Origin of the sequence: Streptomyces sp. SAI-170 (genome assembly GCF_049739565.1) — a bacterium.
GTDB lineage: Bacteria > Actinomycetota > Actinomycetes > Streptomycetales > Streptomycetaceae > Streptomyces.
On record NZ_JBMGQD010000001.1, the window covers coordinates 1509920 to 1527142 of the forward strand.

14 protein-coding genes and 1 riboswitch are annotated in these 17223 nt (G+C 72.6%); of the genes, 6 read left to right on the forward strand and 8 right to left on the reverse strand.

The window, feature by feature from the left end; translation table 11 throughout:
- Position 1 precedes the first annotated feature (1 nt).
- From RKD23_RS06950 to RKD23_RS06965, 4 genes are read left to right on the forward strand one after another with little or no spacing between them, the layout of a single operon-like run.
- A complete protein-coding gene (locus tag RKD23_RS06950; protein WP_424852838.1) occupies positions 2 to 1159 on the forward strand; it encodes an acyl-CoA dehydrogenase family protein in 1158 nt (385 codons plus the stop codon).
- A complete protein-coding gene (locus RKD23_RS06955) occupies positions 1159 to 3000 on the forward strand; it encodes a thiamine pyrophosphate-binding protein (RefSeq protein WP_424852839.1) in 1842 nt (613 codons plus the stop codon). Before RKD23_RS06950 ends, RKD23_RS06955 begins: the two co-directional genes overlap by 1 nt.
- Positions 2997 to 4175: a Glu/Leu/Phe/Val dehydrogenase dimerization domain-containing protein gene (locus tag RKD23_RS06960; RefSeq protein WP_424852840.1), complete on the forward strand. Its 1179-nt coding sequence runs from the start codon at positions 2997 to 2999 to the stop codon at positions 4173 to 4175. The genes RKD23_RS06955 and RKD23_RS06960 overlap by 4 nt, the downstream gene beginning before the upstream one ends.
- A complete protein-coding gene (locus RKD23_RS06965) occupies positions 4172 to 6190 on the forward strand; it encodes an acetate--CoA ligase family protein (RefSeq protein ID WP_424852841.1) in 2019 nt (672 codons plus the stop codon). The genes RKD23_RS06960 and RKD23_RS06965 overlap by 4 nt, the downstream gene beginning before the upstream one ends.
- A gap of 56 nt (positions 6191 to 6246) precedes the next feature.
- Here the strand turns inward: RKD23_RS06965 and RKD23_RS06970 are convergent, their stop codons facing one another.
- Positions 6247 to 7800, reverse strand: coding sequence for an APC family permease (locus RKD23_RS06970; RefSeq protein ID WP_424852842.1), 1554 nt, complete (start codon positions 7798 to 7800; stop codon positions 6247 to 6249).
- A 121-nt stretch (positions 7801 to 7921) separates the two neighbouring features.
- Between RKD23_RS06970 and RKD23_RS06975 the strand changes: the two genes are divergently transcribed.
- Positions 7922 to 8533 (forward strand): TetR/AcrR family transcriptional regulator, encoded by a 612-nt coding sequence (locus tag RKD23_RS06975; protein ID WP_424852843.1) that lies wholly within the window; start codon positions 7922 to 7924, stop codon positions 8531 to 8533.
- 172 nt (positions 8534 to 8705) lie between these two features.
- On the opposite strand, the gene RKD23_RS06980 is transcribed toward RKD23_RS06975, so the two are convergent.
- The 3 genes from RKD23_RS06980 to RKD23_RS06990 all read right to left on the reverse strand — a co-directional run bounded on the left by RKD23_RS06980 (position 8706) and on the right by RKD23_RS06990 (position 11628).
- Positions 8706 to 9491, reverse strand: a complete 786-nt coding sequence (locus RKD23_RS06980) for an SGNH/GDSL hydrolase family protein (protein ID WP_424858186.1) — start codon at positions 9489 to 9491, stop codon at positions 8706 to 8708.
- A 145-nt stretch (positions 9492 to 9636) separates the two neighbouring features.
- Entirely contained in the window at positions 9637 to 10353 is a 717-nt protein-coding gene (locus RKD23_RS06985) for a DUF6250 domain-containing protein (protein ID WP_424852844.1), read from the reverse strand.
- A gap of 327 nt (positions 10354 to 10680) precedes the next feature.
- Positions 10681 to 11628 (reverse strand): peptidoglycan DD-metalloendopeptidase family protein, encoded by a 948-nt coding sequence (locus RKD23_RS06990; protein WP_424852845.1) that lies wholly within the window; start codon positions 11626 to 11628, stop codon positions 10681 to 10683.
- A 3-nt stretch (positions 11629 to 11631) separates the two neighbouring features.
- A riboswitch (cyclic di-AMP (ydaO/yuaA leader) is annotated at positions 11632 to 11792 on the reverse strand.
- A 439-nt stretch (positions 11793 to 12231) separates the two neighbouring features.
- On the opposite strand from RKD23_RS06990, the gene RKD23_RS06995 reads away from it, so the two are divergent.
- Positions 12232 to 13026, forward strand: coding sequence for a tyrosine-protein phosphatase (locus tag RKD23_RS06995; protein ID WP_424852846.1), 795 nt, complete (start codon positions 12232 to 12234; stop codon positions 13024 to 13026).
- 21 nt (positions 13027 to 13047) lie between these two features.
- Here RKD23_RS06995 and RKD23_RS07000 read toward each other — a convergent pair whose 3' ends face one another.
- From RKD23_RS07000 to dxs, 4 genes are all read right to left on the reverse strand, one after another.
- The gene (locus RKD23_RS07000; RefSeq protein ID WP_424852847.1) at positions 13048 to 13167 is read right to left on the reverse strand and encodes a DUF6126 family protein; all 120 of its coding nucleotides are present in this window, start codon (positions 13165 to 13167) and stop codon (positions 13048 to 13050) included.
- Positions 13164 to 13805, reverse strand: coding sequence for a helix-turn-helix domain-containing protein (locus tag RKD23_RS07005; RefSeq protein WP_424852848.1), 642 nt, complete (start codon positions 13803 to 13805; stop codon positions 13164 to 13166). Before RKD23_RS07005 ends, RKD23_RS07000 begins: the two co-directional genes overlap by 4 nt.
- Before the next feature lie 86 nt (positions 13806 to 13891).
- Positions 13892 to 15301 (reverse strand): aspartate aminotransferase family protein, encoded by a 1410-nt coding sequence (locus RKD23_RS07010; RefSeq protein WP_424852849.1) that lies wholly within the window; start codon positions 15299 to 15301, stop codon positions 13892 to 13894.
- Positions 15298 to 17208 (reverse strand): 1-deoxy-D-xylulose-5-phosphate synthase, encoded by a 1911-nt coding sequence (gene dxs, locus RKD23_RS07015; protein WP_424852850.1) that lies wholly within the window; start codon positions 17206 to 17208, stop codon positions 15298 to 15300. Before dxs ends, RKD23_RS07010 begins: the two co-directional genes overlap by 4 nt.
- Between the last annotated feature and the right edge of the window lie 15 nt (positions 17209 to 17223).

Here is a 17223-nt window from a genome sequence, read left to right on the forward strand (position 1 = left end):
CATGTCCGACCTCCCCACCGAGCTGGTTGCGCTCACCGGCGAACAGCGCGACATCGTCGAGCTGACCCGCGCCTTCGCACGCGAGGAGATCCGCCCGCGCGCGCGTGCCGTCGACGAGGCGGACGTGGAGACGCCCTGGGACCTGTGGCGCAAGGCGGCCGAGGTCGGCATCACCGGCTTCATGCTGCCCGAGGAGTACGGCGGCGGAGGCTTCACCGACGTCTTCACGCAGGTCCTCGTCCAGGAGGAGCTGTGCGTCGGCGACCTGGGCATCGGCAATCTGCTGTGCTCCAACGGCTTCTTCGCCGACCCCGTCCTGGAGCTGGGCACCGAGGAGCAGAAGCGGGAGTGGCTGACCCCGCTGGCCGGGCCCGACACCCCGATGACGGCCCTCGCGACCACCGAGCCCGGGGCCGGTTCCGACGCCGCGTCCATCGTCACCGCCGCCCGCCGCACCGCCGGGGGCTATCTGCTCAGCGGCCAGAAGGCGTGGATCTCCAACGCGGGCGAGGCCGACCAGTACGTCGTGTTCGCCAAGACCGACCCCAGCGAGCGCTCGCGCGGGGTGAGCGCGTTCCTGCTGCACAAGGACACCGAGGGCGTCTCCTTCGGGGAGCCGATGCGCAAGATGGGGCAGCGGGCGATCGTGTGCCGGGAGATCTTCTTCGCGGACGCCTTCGTGCCCGAGGAGCACCGCCTGGGCGCGGAGGGCCGGGGCTTCCACGGGCTGATGCGCACCTTCGACATCTCCCGCGCGGTGCTCGGCGCCGCCGCGACGGGCGTGGCGCGGGCGGCGTACGAGTACGCACGCGACTACGCGCGCGAACGCCGGCAGTTCGGCAAGCCGATCATCGAGCACCAGGCGGTCGCCTTCCGCCTCGCCGACATGCGCACGCGCGTGGAGCAGGCCCGGCTGATGACCTGGCGGGCCGCCAAGCGCCTGGACGCCGGGCTGGACGCGACCGCCGAGGCCGCGATGGCCAAGCTCACCGCCTCGGAGACGGCCGCGTACTGCACCTGGGCCGCCGTGCAGACACTGGGCGGCTGGGGCTACTCGCGGGAGTTCCCGGTGGAGCAGTGGATGCGCGACGCCAAGCTGGAGGAGATCGAGGAAGGCACCTCGGACATCATGCGGCTCGTCATCTCGCGGAGCCTGTGATGGCGGCCGACGTCCTCAGCGGCGGGCACGCCCTGGTCCGCGCGCTGGCCGCGCACGGCGTCACCGACGCCTTCGGCATCCCGGGCACGCACAACCTGGAGATCTACCGGCACCTCACGCCGTACGGCATACGCCATGTGGCACCGCGCCACGAGCAGGGCGCGGGGTACGCCGCCGACGGGTACGCGCGCGTGACGGGCCGGCCGGGTGTCGTCCTGACGACCACCGGGCCCGCCCTGCTCAACACCATGGCCGCGGTCGGCCAGGCGTGGTCGGACAGCGTGCCGCTGCTGGTGGTCTCACCCGGGATGCCGCTGGCCCATCCGCGTCTCGCGACCGGCATGCTGCACGAGATGCGCAGCCAGACGGAGGCGCTGCGGGGCGTCGCCGCGTTCAGTCACCGGGTGTCGTCGGTGGCCGAGATCGACGCCGCCGTGGCCCGCGCGTTCACGCTCTTCCGCGCCGGCCGTCCGCGCCCCGCGCACATCGAGGTGCCGCTGGACCTGCTGACCGCGCGGGCGCCCCTCGGGCCCGTCCGCCTCGCGCCGGACGTCCCGCCCGCGGCCCCGGACCCCGGCGCCGTGAAGGAGGCCGTACGGGTCCTCGGCGGCGCCGCCCGGCCCGCGCTGGTGCTCGGCGGCGGGGCGCGGCGCGCCGCGGCGGAGTGCCTGCGGCTCGCCGAGCTGCTGGGCGCGCCGGTGGTGACGACCGCCAACGGCAAGGGCGTCGTCCCCGAGACCCACCCGCTGTCCCTCGGGGTCTGCCTGCACAGCCCGGCGGTGCGGACGTGGCTGTCCGCACGGGACGCGGTCGTCGCCGTCGGCACCGAGCTGGCGGAGTCCGACCTGTGGTCGTGGCCGCCGCCGGTCCTGGACGGCGTACTGGTGCGGATCGACATCGACCCGGACCAGATGTACGCCGGGCTGCCCGCGGACGTGGGGCTCGTGGGGGACGCGCGTACGGCACTGGAGGCGCTGCTCGCCGAGATGAGCGGCCACGCGCGCGTGCCACGGGTGGCCCCGAGGGCCGACACGCGCGTGACGGAAGAAGTCGACCCGCGCGCACGCGAGAGGGCGGGCACGCGCGTGCCCGAAGAGGCCGGCGTCAGTGTGCGCGAAAGGGCCGCCACGCGCGTGCCCGAAGAAGCCGGCCCCTGGGTACTTGAAGTGGCCGACACACGCGTGCCCGAAGAAGCCCACACGCGCGTGCCCGAAGAGGGCGGCTCGCGCGTGCCCGAAGAACTCGCCCGGCGCGTGCCCGACGACCTCGTCGCGCTGCGCGCCGCCCGTGACGCCGGGACCGCCGCGCGGGACGCCCGGTGGATGCCGTACCTCAAGGCCGTCCGCGAGGTCCTCGCCGAGGACGCGGTCCTCACCTCCGACAGCGCCCAGTGCTGCTACTACGGCGCCCTCCCGCACCTCCCCCTGGGCCCGCGGGGCCGCTTTCTGCACCCCACCGGCTTCGGCACGCTGGGCTACGCGCTGCCCGCGGCGATCGGCGCGAAGACCGCGTGCCCCGACCGCCAGGTGGTGGCCCTCAGCGGCGACGGCGGGCTGCAGTTCACCGTGCAGGAGCTGGCCACCGCGGCACAGCTCGGGCTCCCGCTGCCGGTCGTGGTGTTCGACAACGGCGGCTACGGCGAGATCCGCGACGAGATGGCCGCGAGGGGCGACACCCCGACCGCGGTGGATCTCGCGCCGGTCGACCTGCCCGCTCTGGCCCGCGCCTACGGCGGACACGGCACGCGCGTGTGCACCCCGCGGGAGCTGGCCGACGCCCTCACCGAGGCCCTGGGCCGGCCCGGCCCCACCCTGATCACCGTCCCCGAGGAGACCTCATGACCACGCCCCTGCTGTCGCTCACCTGGACCGACCACGTCACCGGACGGCAGGGCTTCCTGGTCGTCGACCGGCTGGTGCGCGGCGTCTCCAGCGGCGGGCTGCGCATGCGGCCGGGCTGCACCCTGGACGAGGTCGCCGGGCTCGCCCGGGGCATGACCATGAAGGAGGCCCTGCACTACGACCCGCGAAGCCGCTACATCCCGCTCGGCGGCGCCAAGGGCGGCATCGACTGCGACCCCCGGGACCCGGAGGCGTACGGGCTGCTCGTGCGCTATCTGCGCGCCATGGGGCCGTACATCGAGCGGTTCTGGACCACCGGTGAGGACCTCGGACTCACCCAGGACCTGGTGGACCGGGCGGCCGCCGAGGCGGGGCTCGTCTCCTCGATCCAGGCCGTGTATCCGCTGCTCGACGACGAGACGGCCGCGCGGGCGCGGCTCGCCGAGGCGTTCGCGGTCGAGGTGGACGGCATCGGGCTGGACGAGCTGGTCGGCGGCTGCGGCGTCGCCGAGGCCGCGCTCGCGGCGCTCGACCGCGCGGATGTGCCGTACGCGGGCACGCGCGTGGCCGTGCAGGGGCTGGGCACCATGGGCGGCGCCACGGCCCGCTTCCTCGCCCGCGCGGGCCTGACGGTCGTGGCGGTCGCCGACGTCAAGGGCACGATCGCCGACCCGGCCGGGCTCGACGTCGAGGCGCTGCTCGCGGCGCGCGACGCCTACGGCACCGTGGACCGGGCGGTGCTGCGGCCCGGCGCCCGTGAACTGCCCGGCGAGGACTGGCTGTCGGTGGAGGCGGAGATCCTCGTGCCGGCGGCGGTGTCGTACGCGGTCGACGCCGGGAACCAGCGGCGGGTGCGGGCGCGTTGGATCGTCGAGGCGGCCAACATGCCGGTGGTCGCCGAGGCGGAGGAGCTGCTGGCCGAGAGGGGGGTGACGGTGCTGCCGGACGTGGTGGTCAACTCGGGGACGAACGCGTGGTGGTGGTGGACGCTGTTCGGCGACATCGGCGCGGACCCGGACGAGGCGTTCGCGCACACCCGCCGCTCGATGCGGGCGCTGGTCGACCAGATGCTGGCACGCGCGGAGGCCGACGGCACGACACCGCGGGCCGCCGCGCACGCCCTCGTGGAGGAGCGGCTGCCGGTGATCGCCGAGCGCTTCGGCTGGTACCGATGAACCGGGACGCGCTGTTCGACCCCGCGTCCGTGGCGGTCGTCGGCGCCTCCGAGAACCCCGAGAAGTGGGGCTACTGGCTCGCCAAGGGCGCCCTCGCGGGGCGGGAGCGCCGTGCCGTGTACCTGGTCAACCGCCGGGGCGGCAGCCTCGACGGCATGCCGTTCCGCACCGGGCTGGACGGGCTGGCCTGCGACCATGTGGTGGTCGCGGTGCCGTCCGCGCAGGTGCGCCCGGTGGTCGGCGACGCCCTGGGCGCGGGCGCCCGCTGTCTGACCGTCATCACCTCCGGCACCGACCCGGCCGAGGAGCGGTCGCTGGCCGGGCTGGTGACCGGCCGGGGTGCCCGGCTGCTGGGCCCGAACTGCATGGGCCTGGTGGACACGAGCACCCAACTGCGGCTGAGCTGGGGCGAGTTCCCGGCGGGTGCGGTCGGACTGGTGTCGCAGAGCGGGAACCTCGCGCTGGAGATCGGGCGGCTCCTCGCCCGCGCGGGGCAGGGCTTCTCGCGGTTCGTGTCGCTGGGCAACCAGCGCGACATCGACGCGGCCGACGCCCTGGAGTCCCTCGTCGGCCATCCGCCGACCCGGGTGATCGCGGCCTATGTGGAGGACTTCCGCGACGGCCGCCGCCTTGCCGGTGTCCTGCGGGCCGCGCACGCCGCGGGCAAGCCGGTGCTGCTGCTGACCGTCGGCCGCAGCGCCGCCTCCGCGAGCGCCGCCGCCTCGCACACGGGCGCCCTGGTCAGCCCGTACGACACCGTGGCGGCCGTGTGCCGGGACAGCGGGGCGCTGCTGCTGCGGACGGCGGGCGAGCTGGTCGACACCGCGCTGTGCCTGCTGGCGCCCGCCCGGCCTGCCGGGCCCCGGGTCGCGATCGTCGGCGACAGCGGCGGCCAGGGCGCGCTGGCCGCCGACGCGTTCGCGGAGCGCGGCGCCGAGGTGCCGCCCCTGCCGGACCCGGCCGCCGCGCGACTGGCCGCTCAGCTCCCGGCCGGGGCCGGTTGCCGCAACCCGGTCGACCTCGCGGGCGCGGGCGAAGCCGATCTCGCCGTGTACGCGCGCGTGGCGGGCGAACTGCTCACGGGCGGCGACACCGACGCGGTCGTCCTCACCGGCTACTTCGGCGACTACGCCACCGCCAACCCCGCCCAGACGGCCCGCGAGTGCGAGGTCGCCGGGGCCCTGGCCGACGCGGCCACGCGCGCGGGGCGCCCGCTCGTCGTGCACACCATGGCCCGCGACACCCCCGCCCTCGCCGTACTGCGCGAGCGGGGCGTGCCGGTGTACGAGCGCGTCGAGCAGGCAGCCACGGCCCTCACGGCGGCCGCCCGGCTCACCGCGGCCCTCCCGCACACGCCCCCGGCCGTGTCGCACGCGGCGTACCGCGTCACGGACGGCGGCTACGAGACCGTACGCGAGCTGCTGTCGTCGTACGGCGTCGTGTTCCCGGCCGCGGAGTTCGTCACCGATGCCGAGGAGGCGGCCGGGGCGGCACTGCGCGTGGGCTGTCCGCTGGCGCTGAAGGCGATGGGCCTGGCGCACAAGACGGAGGCGGGTGGAGTGGCCCTGGGCCTCGGCGACGAGGAGGCTCTGCGGGCCGCGTTCACGCGGATGCGCGCGGCCACCGGGGCCGACCGGTACGTCGTGGAGGCCATGGCGACACCGCCGTACGCGCACGAGCTGATCGTCGGTGTCCGGCGCGACCCGGCGTTCGGGCCCGTCGTGATGGTCGGGCCGGGTGGTGTCACGGCGGAGCTGCTCGCCGACACGGCCCTCGCGCCGGCCCCGCTGACGCCCGTACGCGCGCGTGCACTGCTGCTGGAGCCGCGGCACGCCCGGCTGCTGACCGGCTGGCGCGGTGCCCCGGCCGTCGACCTGGACGCCGCGGCGGCCGCGCTGTGCGCCGTGGCCCGGGCGGCCGCCGAACATCCGGAGCTGGCCGAGCTGGAGGTCAACCCGCTGCTGGTGCACCCGGGCGGTGCGCTCGCGCTGGACGCGCACGCCGTACTGCGCTGAGCACAGCGAAGGGGGCCTCCCGCACGGGAGGCCCCCTTCGTACGACCTGAGAGCGGCTAGCCCTTCTCTCTGCGCGTGCGCGCCCCGGCGGCGTAGAACGCGAGCCCGATCCCCACGAACAGGGCCAGCGGCACCACCTGGCTCAGCGTGTACTGCAGGCGCTGTCCTGCGAACGACTCCGGCAGGGAGTCCACCGCGCTGCCTTCCGTGCCGAACCAGCCGACACCGAAGCCCGGCCAGATCAGCACGACGACGGTGAAGGCGACCAGCGCGGTGGCCAGGCCCGCGACCAGCCGGGCGCCGAACAGGCCGCCGGGGACGGCGTAGGGGCGGGGCACGTCCGGGTACCTGCGGCGCAGGACGGCGAGGCTGGGGAAGGTGATGACGTAGGAGATGAAGGTGGTGGAGATGGTCAGGCCCAGGCCGGCCGCGAAGTACTTCTCGCCGTCCCCGTCGCTGAGGCCCAGAGCGACGACGAACAGCACGGAGGCCAGGACGGCGGAGAGCAGGTTCACCCGGACCGGGGTGCCGTGCCGTTCGGAGATGCGGCCGAGCCAGGCCGGTCCGGCGCCGTCCGCGCACGCCACCGCCTGGGCACGGTGGGCGCCCATCGCCCAGGTCACCCCGGAGGTGAGCAGGCCGAGGATCAGGCCGGCCGCCGCGATGCCGCCGCAGACCGCGCCGAAGCCGGTCAGGGTGACCGTGCCGTCGGCCGCGATGGAGCCGCCGTAGACGGTGAAGACGGCCTTGCAGGCGTCGATGAACCCGCCCAGGCTGCCGATGCGTTCGCCCGGCAGCACGAACAGGATGCCGAGGATCGGGCCGCCGTAGAGGAGCAGCGCGGCGAAGCCGGAGCGCAGGATGGACAGCGGGATGTCGCGGCGCGGGTTGCGCATCTCCTCGGCGGCGGAGCTGGGCAGTTCGAAGCCGACGTAGTTGAAGATCAGGACCGGGACGAGGGCGACGAACCCGGCGTAGGTGGGGGCGAAGTCGCCCGCGGGCAGGGCGTGGACGCCGTGTCGGACGGCGTAGACGACGACCGAGACCAGGAAGAAGCCGAGCAGTACGATCCGGGCGACGGCGCCGGTGATCGGCACCCACTTCCCGATCCTGACCGACTGCACGACGGCGAGCGCGCCGCCCCATATGAACACCAGTCCGGCGGCGTACTTCCAGGCTCTCGGCAGCGGGGTGAAGAACTCCTCCCAGGTGGTGAGCGCGATGATGCACAGGCTGCCGCCGACCCAGACGGGGTTGGAGATCCAGTACAGGAGCTGGTTGACGCCCGCGACGAGGCGGCCGAAGGCGAGCCGGGTCCAGACGTAGGGGCCGCCCTGCACCGGGAAGGCGGCACCGAGTTCGGCGACCAGCAGCCCGTACGGCAGGAAGAACACGAGCGCGAGGATCGCCATCCAGGTCAGGCCCTGCGGGCCCTGGGCGGCGACCGAGCCGATGGTGTCGAGGCCGACGAGCGTGCAGATGAGGAAGAACAGGACGTCGAGCCGGCGCAGATCCTTGCGCAGCCGGGTGCGCTGCTCGCCCCAGCCCGCGGAGAGGTCGGGGGCGCCGGGGCCCTGCGAAGGAGTGGAGGTGGTCGATGCGTGGGTCACGGGCGGACTCCTACTGACGACAGCTACTGACTGAATGGGCAGTCAGTAGTGCGGTACTGTGGCCCGGCCGCACGGGGGTGTCAAGAGGTCGCGCCTGGGGTCGCTGTGTAGGGTGAACCGCGTGGCGAGAGTGCGGTTGAGCGTGGAAGAGCGGCGCGAGGAATTGCTGCGGGCCGCCATCGAGCAGATCGAGGCACGAGGCGTGGCCGCGGTGCGGATCGCCGACGTGGCCGCGGCCCTGGGCGTGAGCAACGCACTGGTGCTCTATCACTTCTCGACGAAGGAGAAGCTGGTCGCCGCCGCGTTCACGCACGCGGCCGAGGGCGATCTGGCCCATCTGCGCAAGCTGCTGGGCCGCCGCACGTCCGCGTTGCGGCGGCTGCGGGCGGCCGTGCGCTGGTACGCCCCCACCGGTCAGGCCAAGGGCTGGCGGCTGTGGATCGAGGGCTGGGCGGCGGCCCTGCGCGAGCCGGCCCTGCGGGATGTCGCGCGGGATCTCGACCGGCAGTGGAAGGCCGCGCTGGCGGAGGTCATCGCCGAGGGTGTGGCCGCGGGTGAGTTCCAGTGCCCGGACCCGACCACCACTGCCTTGCGCCTGACCGCCCTCCTCGACGGGCTCGCGGTCCAGCTCACCTCCTACCCGGGTGCGGTGTCGCGGGCGCGGGCTACGGAGTGGGTGGACGAGGCGTTGGCGCGGGAACTGGGGCTGACGGTCGAGGCGTTGACCTCTTAGAGGTCGGCTCGGCGTCGGCCGTCGCCGTGGGGGCGCGGGTTGTCTGCCGACTGCACGCCGTCTTTGGTTGCTCGCGCAGTTCCCCGCGCCCCTTTGGGGGGCGCCGGTTGTTCGTCGACTGCGCGCCGTCTCTGGTTGCTCGCGCAGTTCCCCGCGCCCCCAAAAAGGCTTCTTAAGCCACGGCCTCGATTCTCAGTTTGATCTCGTCCGGCTTCAGGGTGCCCTTCGCTGTGACGTGGTCTCCGGAGGACTCGCCCCGCAGGCGGCGGCCGATCCAGGGGACGAGGTACTCGCGGGCCCAGTGGACGTCGTCGCGGCGGACGTCGAGGGTGCCGCGGGGCGGGAGGGGCGGCCAGGGCTGCTCGGGGTCGGCCGGGATGTCGAGGCCGAGGGCCTGGCCGGCGCGCAGGGCGACGCGGGTGTGGCCCTCGGGCGAGAGGTGGAGCCGGTCGTGGTCCCAGGCGCGGCGGTCCTGGACGGACTTGAGGGACCACAGGTCGAGCACTGGGCAGCCGTAGCGGTCGGCGACGGCCCGCACATGGCCGTTGTACGTCGCGATCTTGCCGCGCAGATGCTTCAGGAGGGGCACGCCACGGGTGTCGAAGCCGGTCGTCACCAGCACCGTGCCGGCCACCTCGGTGAGCGCGGCGACCGCCCGCTCGAATCGCTCGGCGACATCGTCGGGGTCGGTGCCGGGCCGGATGATGTCGTTGCCGCCGGCGCAGAAGCTGACCAGGTCCGGGGCGAGTTCCACGGCCCGCGGCACCTGGTCCGCCACGATCTGGTCGAGCAGCTTCCCGCGCACGGCGAGGTTGGTGTACTCGAAGTCGCCCTCGGGCCGTCGGTCCGCGAGCAGCACCGCGAACCGGTCGGCCCAGCCGACGAACGCCCCGTCGGGGCCGGGGTCGCCGACGCCCTCGGTGAAGCTGTCCCCCACCGCCACGTACGACCCGATCACTGATCTGCTGTCACTCTTCGAATCGTCTGCCACATCGGCCCATGATTCCCCCTCGAATGTGACCTACGCGACCGTAGGAAGGGGTTGACGGGCGGTGAGATAAGCCACGCCTAAAGTCTCGGCAAGTCCGGGAATAACCTCCCGTTCAGCCCTGTTGGGGGTGCGGTCGCCAGATCCGGAACTCACTGATCCGGAAGTGGCTCCAGACCGTACGGAAGGCGAAGTGTCCGCCGGTGTACGGCTCGGGGTCGGTGTAGTCGAACACGAGCCGGCCGTTGTTCCACCACTGCACGCGCGATCCGGCCGACACGATCCGCACATGGTGGGGCTGGTTCGGCACGAGCAGCGGCTCGGTGTAGTCGTACACGAGCGGCCGGACCCCCGCCTCCCCGACGTAACGGCGCAGCCTGGTGGTGGTGTTGCCGTTGGCGCCGTAGCCGGCGTAGTACGTCCTGAGGTGGTCGTACTCGGCGAGGGCGCCGCCGCGCGGGGTGGCGAACAGGTCGTGCGGGGAGCGGGCGTCGACCGCGTTCCAGAAGTTGTTGAGGTCGGAGACACGGTCGTTGACGCCGCCCTCGGACACCGGCACGGCCGTGTACTCCAGTACGTACGGGCCTTCGAGCCGCTGCCGGAACCAGACCGTGGCCCCAGCCGGTACGTCCACCTCCAGCACCCCGCCGGACGCGGTGACCGTGCCGCCGTCCTGCAGTTCGGTCGCCCACCGGCCGAGGCCGTGCCGGAAGTCGTCGTGGGCGAGCAGACGCCCGTGGCGGGGGCTCGCGCTCGCGGGACCGGCCGGGGCGAGCGCCGCGAGGGCCGCTCCGGCGGCCAGGGCTCCGAACGTTCTGCGCGTGGTCGTCACGGAAGAGGCTCCTTCGGCAAGGGTGAGCGGGGGCTGCCCCGGAGTGTCGACCGGTGGTTGCGGTGAACTCCGGGCGCGCGTCGGTGAGTTCGACCACGGCCGCCGTGACGGCGTGGGCGTGCACCGCTGAACGCGCCAGAACGTCAGAAGAAAGCGCTTGCCGTCCTGTCGGGGACCACTCTGGCCGCAACCCGCCCCCGCTGTCGACACCCCGGCGGACTCCGCCACACCACCGCAACACGGCGACCACGAACCCCCGGGTCCGGACGCACCGAAGGCCGGACCCGGGGATCGGGGTCCGGCCTTCGGCGGTGTGGGCCGCGGGCGTCAGCCGATGGCGACGCCGTGCGAGCGGAGGTAGGCGACCGGGTCCACGTCGGAGCCGTAGTCCGGGGTGGTGCGGATCTCGAAGTGCAGGTGCGGGCCGGTCACATTGCCGGTCGCGCCGGAGAGGCCGACCTGCTGCCCGGCGGTCACCGTCTGGCCGGCCGAGACGGAGAGCGCGGACAGGTGGGCGTACTGGGCGTAGTAGCCGTCGGCGAGCTTGACGACGACCTGGTTGCCGTACGCGCCGCCCCAGCCCGCGGAGACGACGGTGCCCGCGCCGACGGCCTTGAGCGAGGTGCCGGTCGGGACGACGAAGTCGGCGCCGGTGTGGTAGCCGCTGGACCACATGCTGCCCGCCACGCGGTAGCCGGTGCCGACGGTGGCTCCGCTCACGGGGGCGGTGTAGCCGTTCGCCGCGGTGGTGTCCGCCTGGGTGGCGGCCGGCTCGGAGGCCTTCGAGGAGTCAGCGGTCTCGGAGGACTGCGTGGCCGGCTTCGGCGCCTCGGACTTCTGCGGCGCGGAGGACTTCTTCGCGTCGGAGTCGGAGGACTGCGTGGCCGCGGCCTTCTTGCCGAGCGACAGCTTCAGGCCCGGGTGGATCAGCGACGGGTCGCTGCCGACGACCTCACGGTTGTCCTGGTACAGCTTCTGCCAGCCACCGCTGACGTGCTGCTCCTGGGCGATCTTCGAGAGATAGTCGCCGACCTTCACGGAATACGTGCGCGGCGTCGCGGCCTTCTTCTCGGCGGCCTTGGTGGTGACGGCGGTCTTCTGGACCGCCGCGGCCGAGCTGACGGCCTTCTCGGGGACGGACTGTCCGGTCGCGGCATTCGCACCGGTGGCCGCGAGAAGCGGCAGGGCGAGTGCGGCGCCACCGGTACCGGCGACGGCGATGGAACGGGTCAGGCGCTGGGCCTTGGGACGGCGGTGCTTACCCTTCGCGGGCATGGGCGTTTTCCTCTCCGGCGCCTGCGAGGTGAGCTGTCGGGTGCGGACTGGAGATGTCCGGCCGCGACGGGCGCGGCTTAACCCCGAGCCTGTTTCCGGAGACCGGAACAGGCGGATGTACCTGTGGGTCCCCCGCTCCTGCCGTACACGGGTGGGTTTGCGCGGGCTCCGGTCGGCGGCAGGATTAGGCGTCCGTCCGGATCGGTGGCGAACGTAAGCGACCAAGACGCAAAGGGACAAGCAAGAGGTTCCACCCGAAGGCCTTCTTCTTGATCCCTTTCGGGAATTCCCGGTCACCCTCCGTGCAATTCAGCCGTTCCGTATTCGTCAAATGCCCTTGAAAAACGCATTGATTACGTGAGCATGACGGGCGACGCACGGTCACGGCTATGACGCTGCTCACGTGACGCTGCTCCACGTTCCTTTATTCCAGAGCGAGTTGGAAGGAAGGCGCTAATTCGGACAGAAAGCCCAGATGTGACGCAGACGGAGAAGCAGCACATACATATCCCAGGGAAGCCGTGTCGTAGAGTCAGTCGTATGGTCATGGACGTGTCCGTCGGTCGAGCCGCACCGGCGGGACCCGACCGGAGGGAGCCCCACGTGACGCAGCAGGTCCCGTCGACCGAGCCGGAGCTGGCCGGAGTCCGTAATTTCCGTGACGTGGGCGGACTGCCGACCGTCGACGGACGCCGGGTGCGCCAGGGCGTGCTCTTCCGCAGCGGCCACCTCGCGCACGCGACCGCCGAGGACGCGGCCTTTCTCGCCACCCTGGGCCTGCACACGATCTTCGACTTCCGCAACGCGGCGGACCAGAAGCTGGAGGGCCCGGACGTCGAGCTGCCGGGCGTGCGCAACGTCAACCTTCCGCTGAGCGACCCGGCCGACGGCGCCGAGTTCTGGAAGATGGTCCGCGACGGCGACCTGGACCAGCTGCGCTCGATCCTCGCCGACGGCAAGGCGGCGAACCGGATGATCACCTCGTACCGGATCATGGTCAAGGAGCGCACCGCCGAGCACTCCCAGGTGCTGCACGCCCTCGCCGAGGACAGCGTCCCCGCCCTGATGCACTGCGCGGCGGGCAAGGACCGCGCCGGCCTGTCGATCGCCGTGACCCTGCTGGCCCTGGGCGTCGAGCGCGACGCGATCCTCACCGACTACCTGGAGTCGAACGCCAAGCACCGCCGCTACAAGGTGCGCCGGGGCGGCGGCGCCTCCGCCTACTCGCCGGAGGTCATGGAGCTGCTCAGCCCGCTGTTCGACGCCCGCGCGGAGTATCTGACGGCGGCGATGGAGACCATCGAGGAGACTTGGGGCGGGGTCGACGCCTATCTGGAGCAGGGCCTCGGTGTGACGCCCGAGACCCGCGAGCTGCTGCGGGACCGGCTGCTCGACTGAGCCGGCCTGAGCGGCGGGGGCCTACTTGGCTCCGACCTCGAACAGCAGATAGAGGAACCCGGCGAAGACGTGCCCGGCCGCGATGTAGATCAGCAGCCGGATCCACAGGGTGCGCGGAAACTTCTCCTCGATGTCGCTCATGGCGTGTCTCCCGTCATGGGGCCCAGGCACAGCGCGGCCGTGGGGCTCTGCAGCAGGGTGTGGACGAAGAGAAGGTCGACGCCGCCCTCGTCCTCGGCGGCGATGCGGTGCGGGGTCAGCGAGTCGAAGTGCGCGCTGTCCCCGGGACCGAGGCGGTGCGCGCTGTCGCCGAGGCGCAGCCGCAGCCGCCCCGTCAGGACGTGCAGCCACTCCTCGCCGGGGTGCACGCGCACGATGTCGCCCTGGGAGCCGTACGGCACGTGCACCCGCAGGGCCTGCATGCCGCGGCCGGGCGCGCCGGCCTGCCAGTAGGTCCAGCCGCCCGCCCGGGTCGGCTCCATGTCGGCGGCCCGTACGACGGCGTCCCGGTCGGCGACGCGCTCGCCCAGCAGCTCGGAGACGGTCGTACCGTAGATGCGGGCGAGCGCGAGCAGCATCGGCAGCGAGGCCTGGCGCCGGCCGGTCTCCAGCCGGGACAGATGCGCGGGCGAGAGCCCGGCGGACCGCGCGGCCGCCTCCAGCGTGAGGGAGGCCCGGCGGCGCAGGGCCCGCAGCTGGGGCGCGACGGCGGGCAGGTCACCCACCGGCGTCTCGGCGGCCGGCTCGTCCGCTGAGGGCTCGGTCTCGTGAGAGCTCATGCTCTCCATTCAGCCGCAGGCTTGCCTCTCGGGCAAATTTGTTGCCTCAGAGGCAAAAGACCTCACGGTAGCCTCAACGTCGAGCCTCAGCGGTTGCCCACCGCCTGCTTCACCAGCGTCCTGCCGAAGTCCCACATCAGCCCGCCCCCGCTGTGCGCGTCGTCCATGACCTCGGTGAAGGCGTCGACGAACCGGTCGACCTCCTTCTCCCCGACGATCAGCGGCGGGATCAGCTTGATCACCTCCAGGTGGTCCCCGGAGACCTGGGTGAGGATGCGGTGCCGCTGGAGCAGCGGGACGACGACCATCTGCGCGAACAGGCCCTTGCGGGCGGCCTGGAGCATGGCCCAGCGGCTGCGCAGCTTCAGCGACCTGGGCCGGCCGAACTCGATGCCGATCATCAGCCCCCGGCCGCGTACGTCGGCCAACAGCTCGTACCGGTCGACCAGCTCGGCGAGCCGGGACCTCAGCAGCTCGCCCGTGGCCCGCGCGTTCGCGACGATCTGCTCGTTCTCCATGACGGACAGCACAGCCAGGCCGGCCGCCATGGCCTGGGCGTTGGAGCCGAAGCTCGCCGAGTGGACGAGGACGCGGTCCATGGACGAGTAGACCTTCTTGAAGATCCAGTCCTTGCCGAGGGTCGCGCCGACGGGGACGTACCCGCCGGACAGGGCCTTGGCGACGCACACCAGGTCCGGTTCCACCCCGTCCTCGTGCTGATAGGCGTAGAAGTCGCCGGTCCGGCCGAGGCCGGTCTGCACCTCGTCGGCGATCAGCAGCGCCTTGTGCCGGTGCAGCAGTTCCTGCGCGGAGCGCAGATAGCCGGGCGGCGTCTCGTGGACGCCCTTGCCCTGGATCGGCTCGACGATGAGGGCGGCCACGTCGCCCTTCTTCAACTCCCTTGCCAGCGCGTCGAGATCACCGAGGGGCACGGCGGTGTCGGGCAGCAGCGGGGCGAAGCCGTCGCGGAAGCCGTCCTCGCCGTTGACGGACAGGGAGCCGGTGGTCAGGCCGTGGAAGGCGTGGTCGCAGTAGAGGACGCGCGGTTTGCCGGTGGCGCGGCGGGCGAACTTCAGGGCGGTCTCCACCGCCTCGGTGCCGCTGTTGCCGAAGAACACCCGGTCCAGGTGGGGGCTGTGGGCGAGCAGCTTCTCCGCGAGCAGTCCGGGCAGCGGCTGGCAGTCGAAGCGGGTGAGGTCGGCGAGGCCCGCGTCGAGGACGTCGTGCAGCGCCTTGCGGACGACCGGGTGGTGCCGGCCGAGGCCCATCACCCCGAACCCGGCGAGCATGTCGAGGTAGTCGTTCCCGTCGGCGTCCCAGAAGTAGGCGCCCTCGGCCCGCTCGTACACCTTGTCGAAGCCGATGGTGTGCAGCATGCGCGGGAGCTGGTGGTTGAGGTACTTGCTGTGCAGCTCGTAGCGTTCGGCGGCGCGCTCGGCGAGGAGTCGGCCGAGGTCGAACTGTCCGGTTCCGGCGGCGGGTTCGGTGGTGGTCATGCGGGTTGCTCCTCGACCGGATCGGCTTGTGACTTCTCTTCCCGCACGGCCAGGCTCGCACTGATCCGCCCGGCGATCTCGACCGGCGTGAGCCCGATGTCGGCCAGCACCTCACCGCGCTTGGCGTGCGCGAGGAACTGCTCGGGGATGCCGAATCTCCTGACCGGTACGTCGACGTCGGCGTCGCCGAGTGCCAGGGCGACGGCCGAACCGACCCCGGCGGCACGGCTGTTGTCCTCGACGACGGCCACCAACCGGTGCCCGGCCGCCAGTTCGGGAAGCGCGGGGTCGACCGGCTTGACCCAGCGCGGGTCCACCACCGTACAGCCGATGCCCCGGGCCTGAAGCAGCTCGGCCGTCTGGAGACAGACCGGCGCCATCACCCCGACGGCCACCAGCAGCACCTCGGGGCGCTCGGATCGCCGTAGGACGTCCATGCCTCCCACCCGCCCCACGGCCGGGATCTCCGGGCCGACGGACTCCTTCGGGAAGCGCACCAGCGTCGGCGCGTCGTCCACGGCGACCGCCTCGCGCAACTGGGCGCGTAGTTGCCCGGCGTCACGCGGGGCGGCGATCCTGAGGCCCGGCACGACCTGGAGCACGGACATGTCCCACATGCCGTTGTGCGAGGCCCCGTCGACGCCCGTGACCCCGGCCCGGTCCAGCACGAAGGTGACCCCGCAGCGGTGCAGGGCGACGTCCATCAGGAGCTGGTCGAAGGCGCGGTTGAGGAAGGTGGCGTAGACGGCGACGACCGGGTGGAGTCCGCCGGTCGCGAGCCCGGCCGCGCTGACCGCCGCGTGCTGCTCGGCGATGCCCACGTCCCAGACCCGGCCCGGGAAGCGCTCGGCGAACCTGCCGAGCCCGACGGGGTGCAGCATGGCGGCGGTGAGGGCGACGACGTCCTCGCGCTCCTCGCCGATCCTGACGATCTCCTCGCCGAATACAGAGGTCCAGGACGGCCCGTTGGAGGGCGCGAGCGGCTCGCAGGTCAGCGGGTCCATCACGCCGACGGTGTGGAAGTGGTCCTCCTCGTGCGCGAGGGCGGGTTCGTAGCCGCGGCCCTTCACGGTCAGGCAGTGCACGAGGACCGGCCCGTGGAAGCGTTTGGCTCGGCGCAGCGCGGACTCGACCGCGCCGATGTCGTGCCCGTCGATCGGGCCGACGTACTTCAGGCCCAGGTCCTCGAACATGCCCTGGGGGGCGAAGGCGTCCTTGAAACCCTTCTTGGCGCCGTGCAGGGCCTCATAGAGGGGGTGCCCGATGACCGGGGTGCGCAGCAGGACGTCCTTGCCCCAGGCGAGAACCTTCTCGTAGCCGTCGGTGGTGCGCAGGGTGGCCAGGTGGTTGGCGAGGCCGCCGATGGTGGGGGCGTAGGAGCGCTCGTTGTCGTTGACGACGATGATCAGCGGGCGGTCCTTGGCGGCCGCGATGTTGTTCAGCGCCTCCCAGGCCATGCCGCCGGTCAGAGCACCGTCGCCGATGACCGCCACGACATGCCCCTTCTCCCCCTGCACCTGGCGGGCCTTGGCGAGTCCGTCGGCCCAGCCGAGCGCGGTGGAGGCGTGGCTGTTCTCGATGACGTCGTGCTCGGACTCCTCGCGCGAGGGGTAGCCGGACAGGCCGCCCTTGCCGCGCAGTTTGGAGAAGTCCTGACGTCCTGTCAGCAGTTTGTGGACGTAGCTCTGATGGCCGGTGTCCCACAGGATGCGGTCGGTCGGTGACTCGAAGACCCGGTGGAGCGCGATGGACAGCTCCACCACTCCCAGGTTGGGCCCGAGGTGGCCGCCGGTGCGGGCGACCGCGTGCACCAGGAACTCCCTGATCTCGTCGGACAGTTCGTGAAGCTCCGCCTCGGACAGCGACTTCAGGTCGCGTGGTTGCCGGATGTTCTCCAGAATCGTCACGCTCGGGCCCCCTTC

Coding starts and splice junctions, on each gene's coding strand:
- RKD23_RS06950 (WP_424852838.1), top strand. CDS start 2: ATGTCCGACCTCCCCACCGAGCTGGTTGCGCTCACCGGCGAACAGCGC.
- RKD23_RS06965 (WP_424852841.1), top strand. CDS start 4,172: ATGAACCGGGACGCGCTGTTCGACCCCGCGTCCGTGGCGGTCGTCGGC.
- RKD23_RS07005 (WP_424852848.1), bottom strand. CDS start 13,805: ATGAGCTCTCACGAGACCGAGCCCTCAGCGGACGAGCCGGCCGCCGAG.
- RKD23_RS06960 (WP_424852840.1), top strand. CDS start 2,997: ATGACCACGCCCCTGCTGTCGCTCACCTGGACCGACCACGTCACCGGA.
- RKD23_RS06990 (WP_424852845.1), bottom strand. CDS start 11,628: ATGCCCGCGAAGGGTAAGCACCGCCGTCCCAAGGCCCAGCGCCTGACC.
- RKD23_RS07010 (WP_424852849.1), bottom strand. CDS start 15,301: ATGACCACCACCGAACCCGCCGCCGGAACCGGACAGTTCGACCTCGGC.
- RKD23_RS07000 (WP_424852847.1), bottom strand. CDS start 13,167: ATGAGCGACATCGAGGAGAAGTTTCCGCGCACCCTGTGGATCCGGCTG.
- RKD23_RS06955 (WP_424852839.1), top strand. CDS start 1,159: ATGGCGGCCGACGTCCTCAGCGGCGGGCACGCCCTGGTCCGCGCGCTG.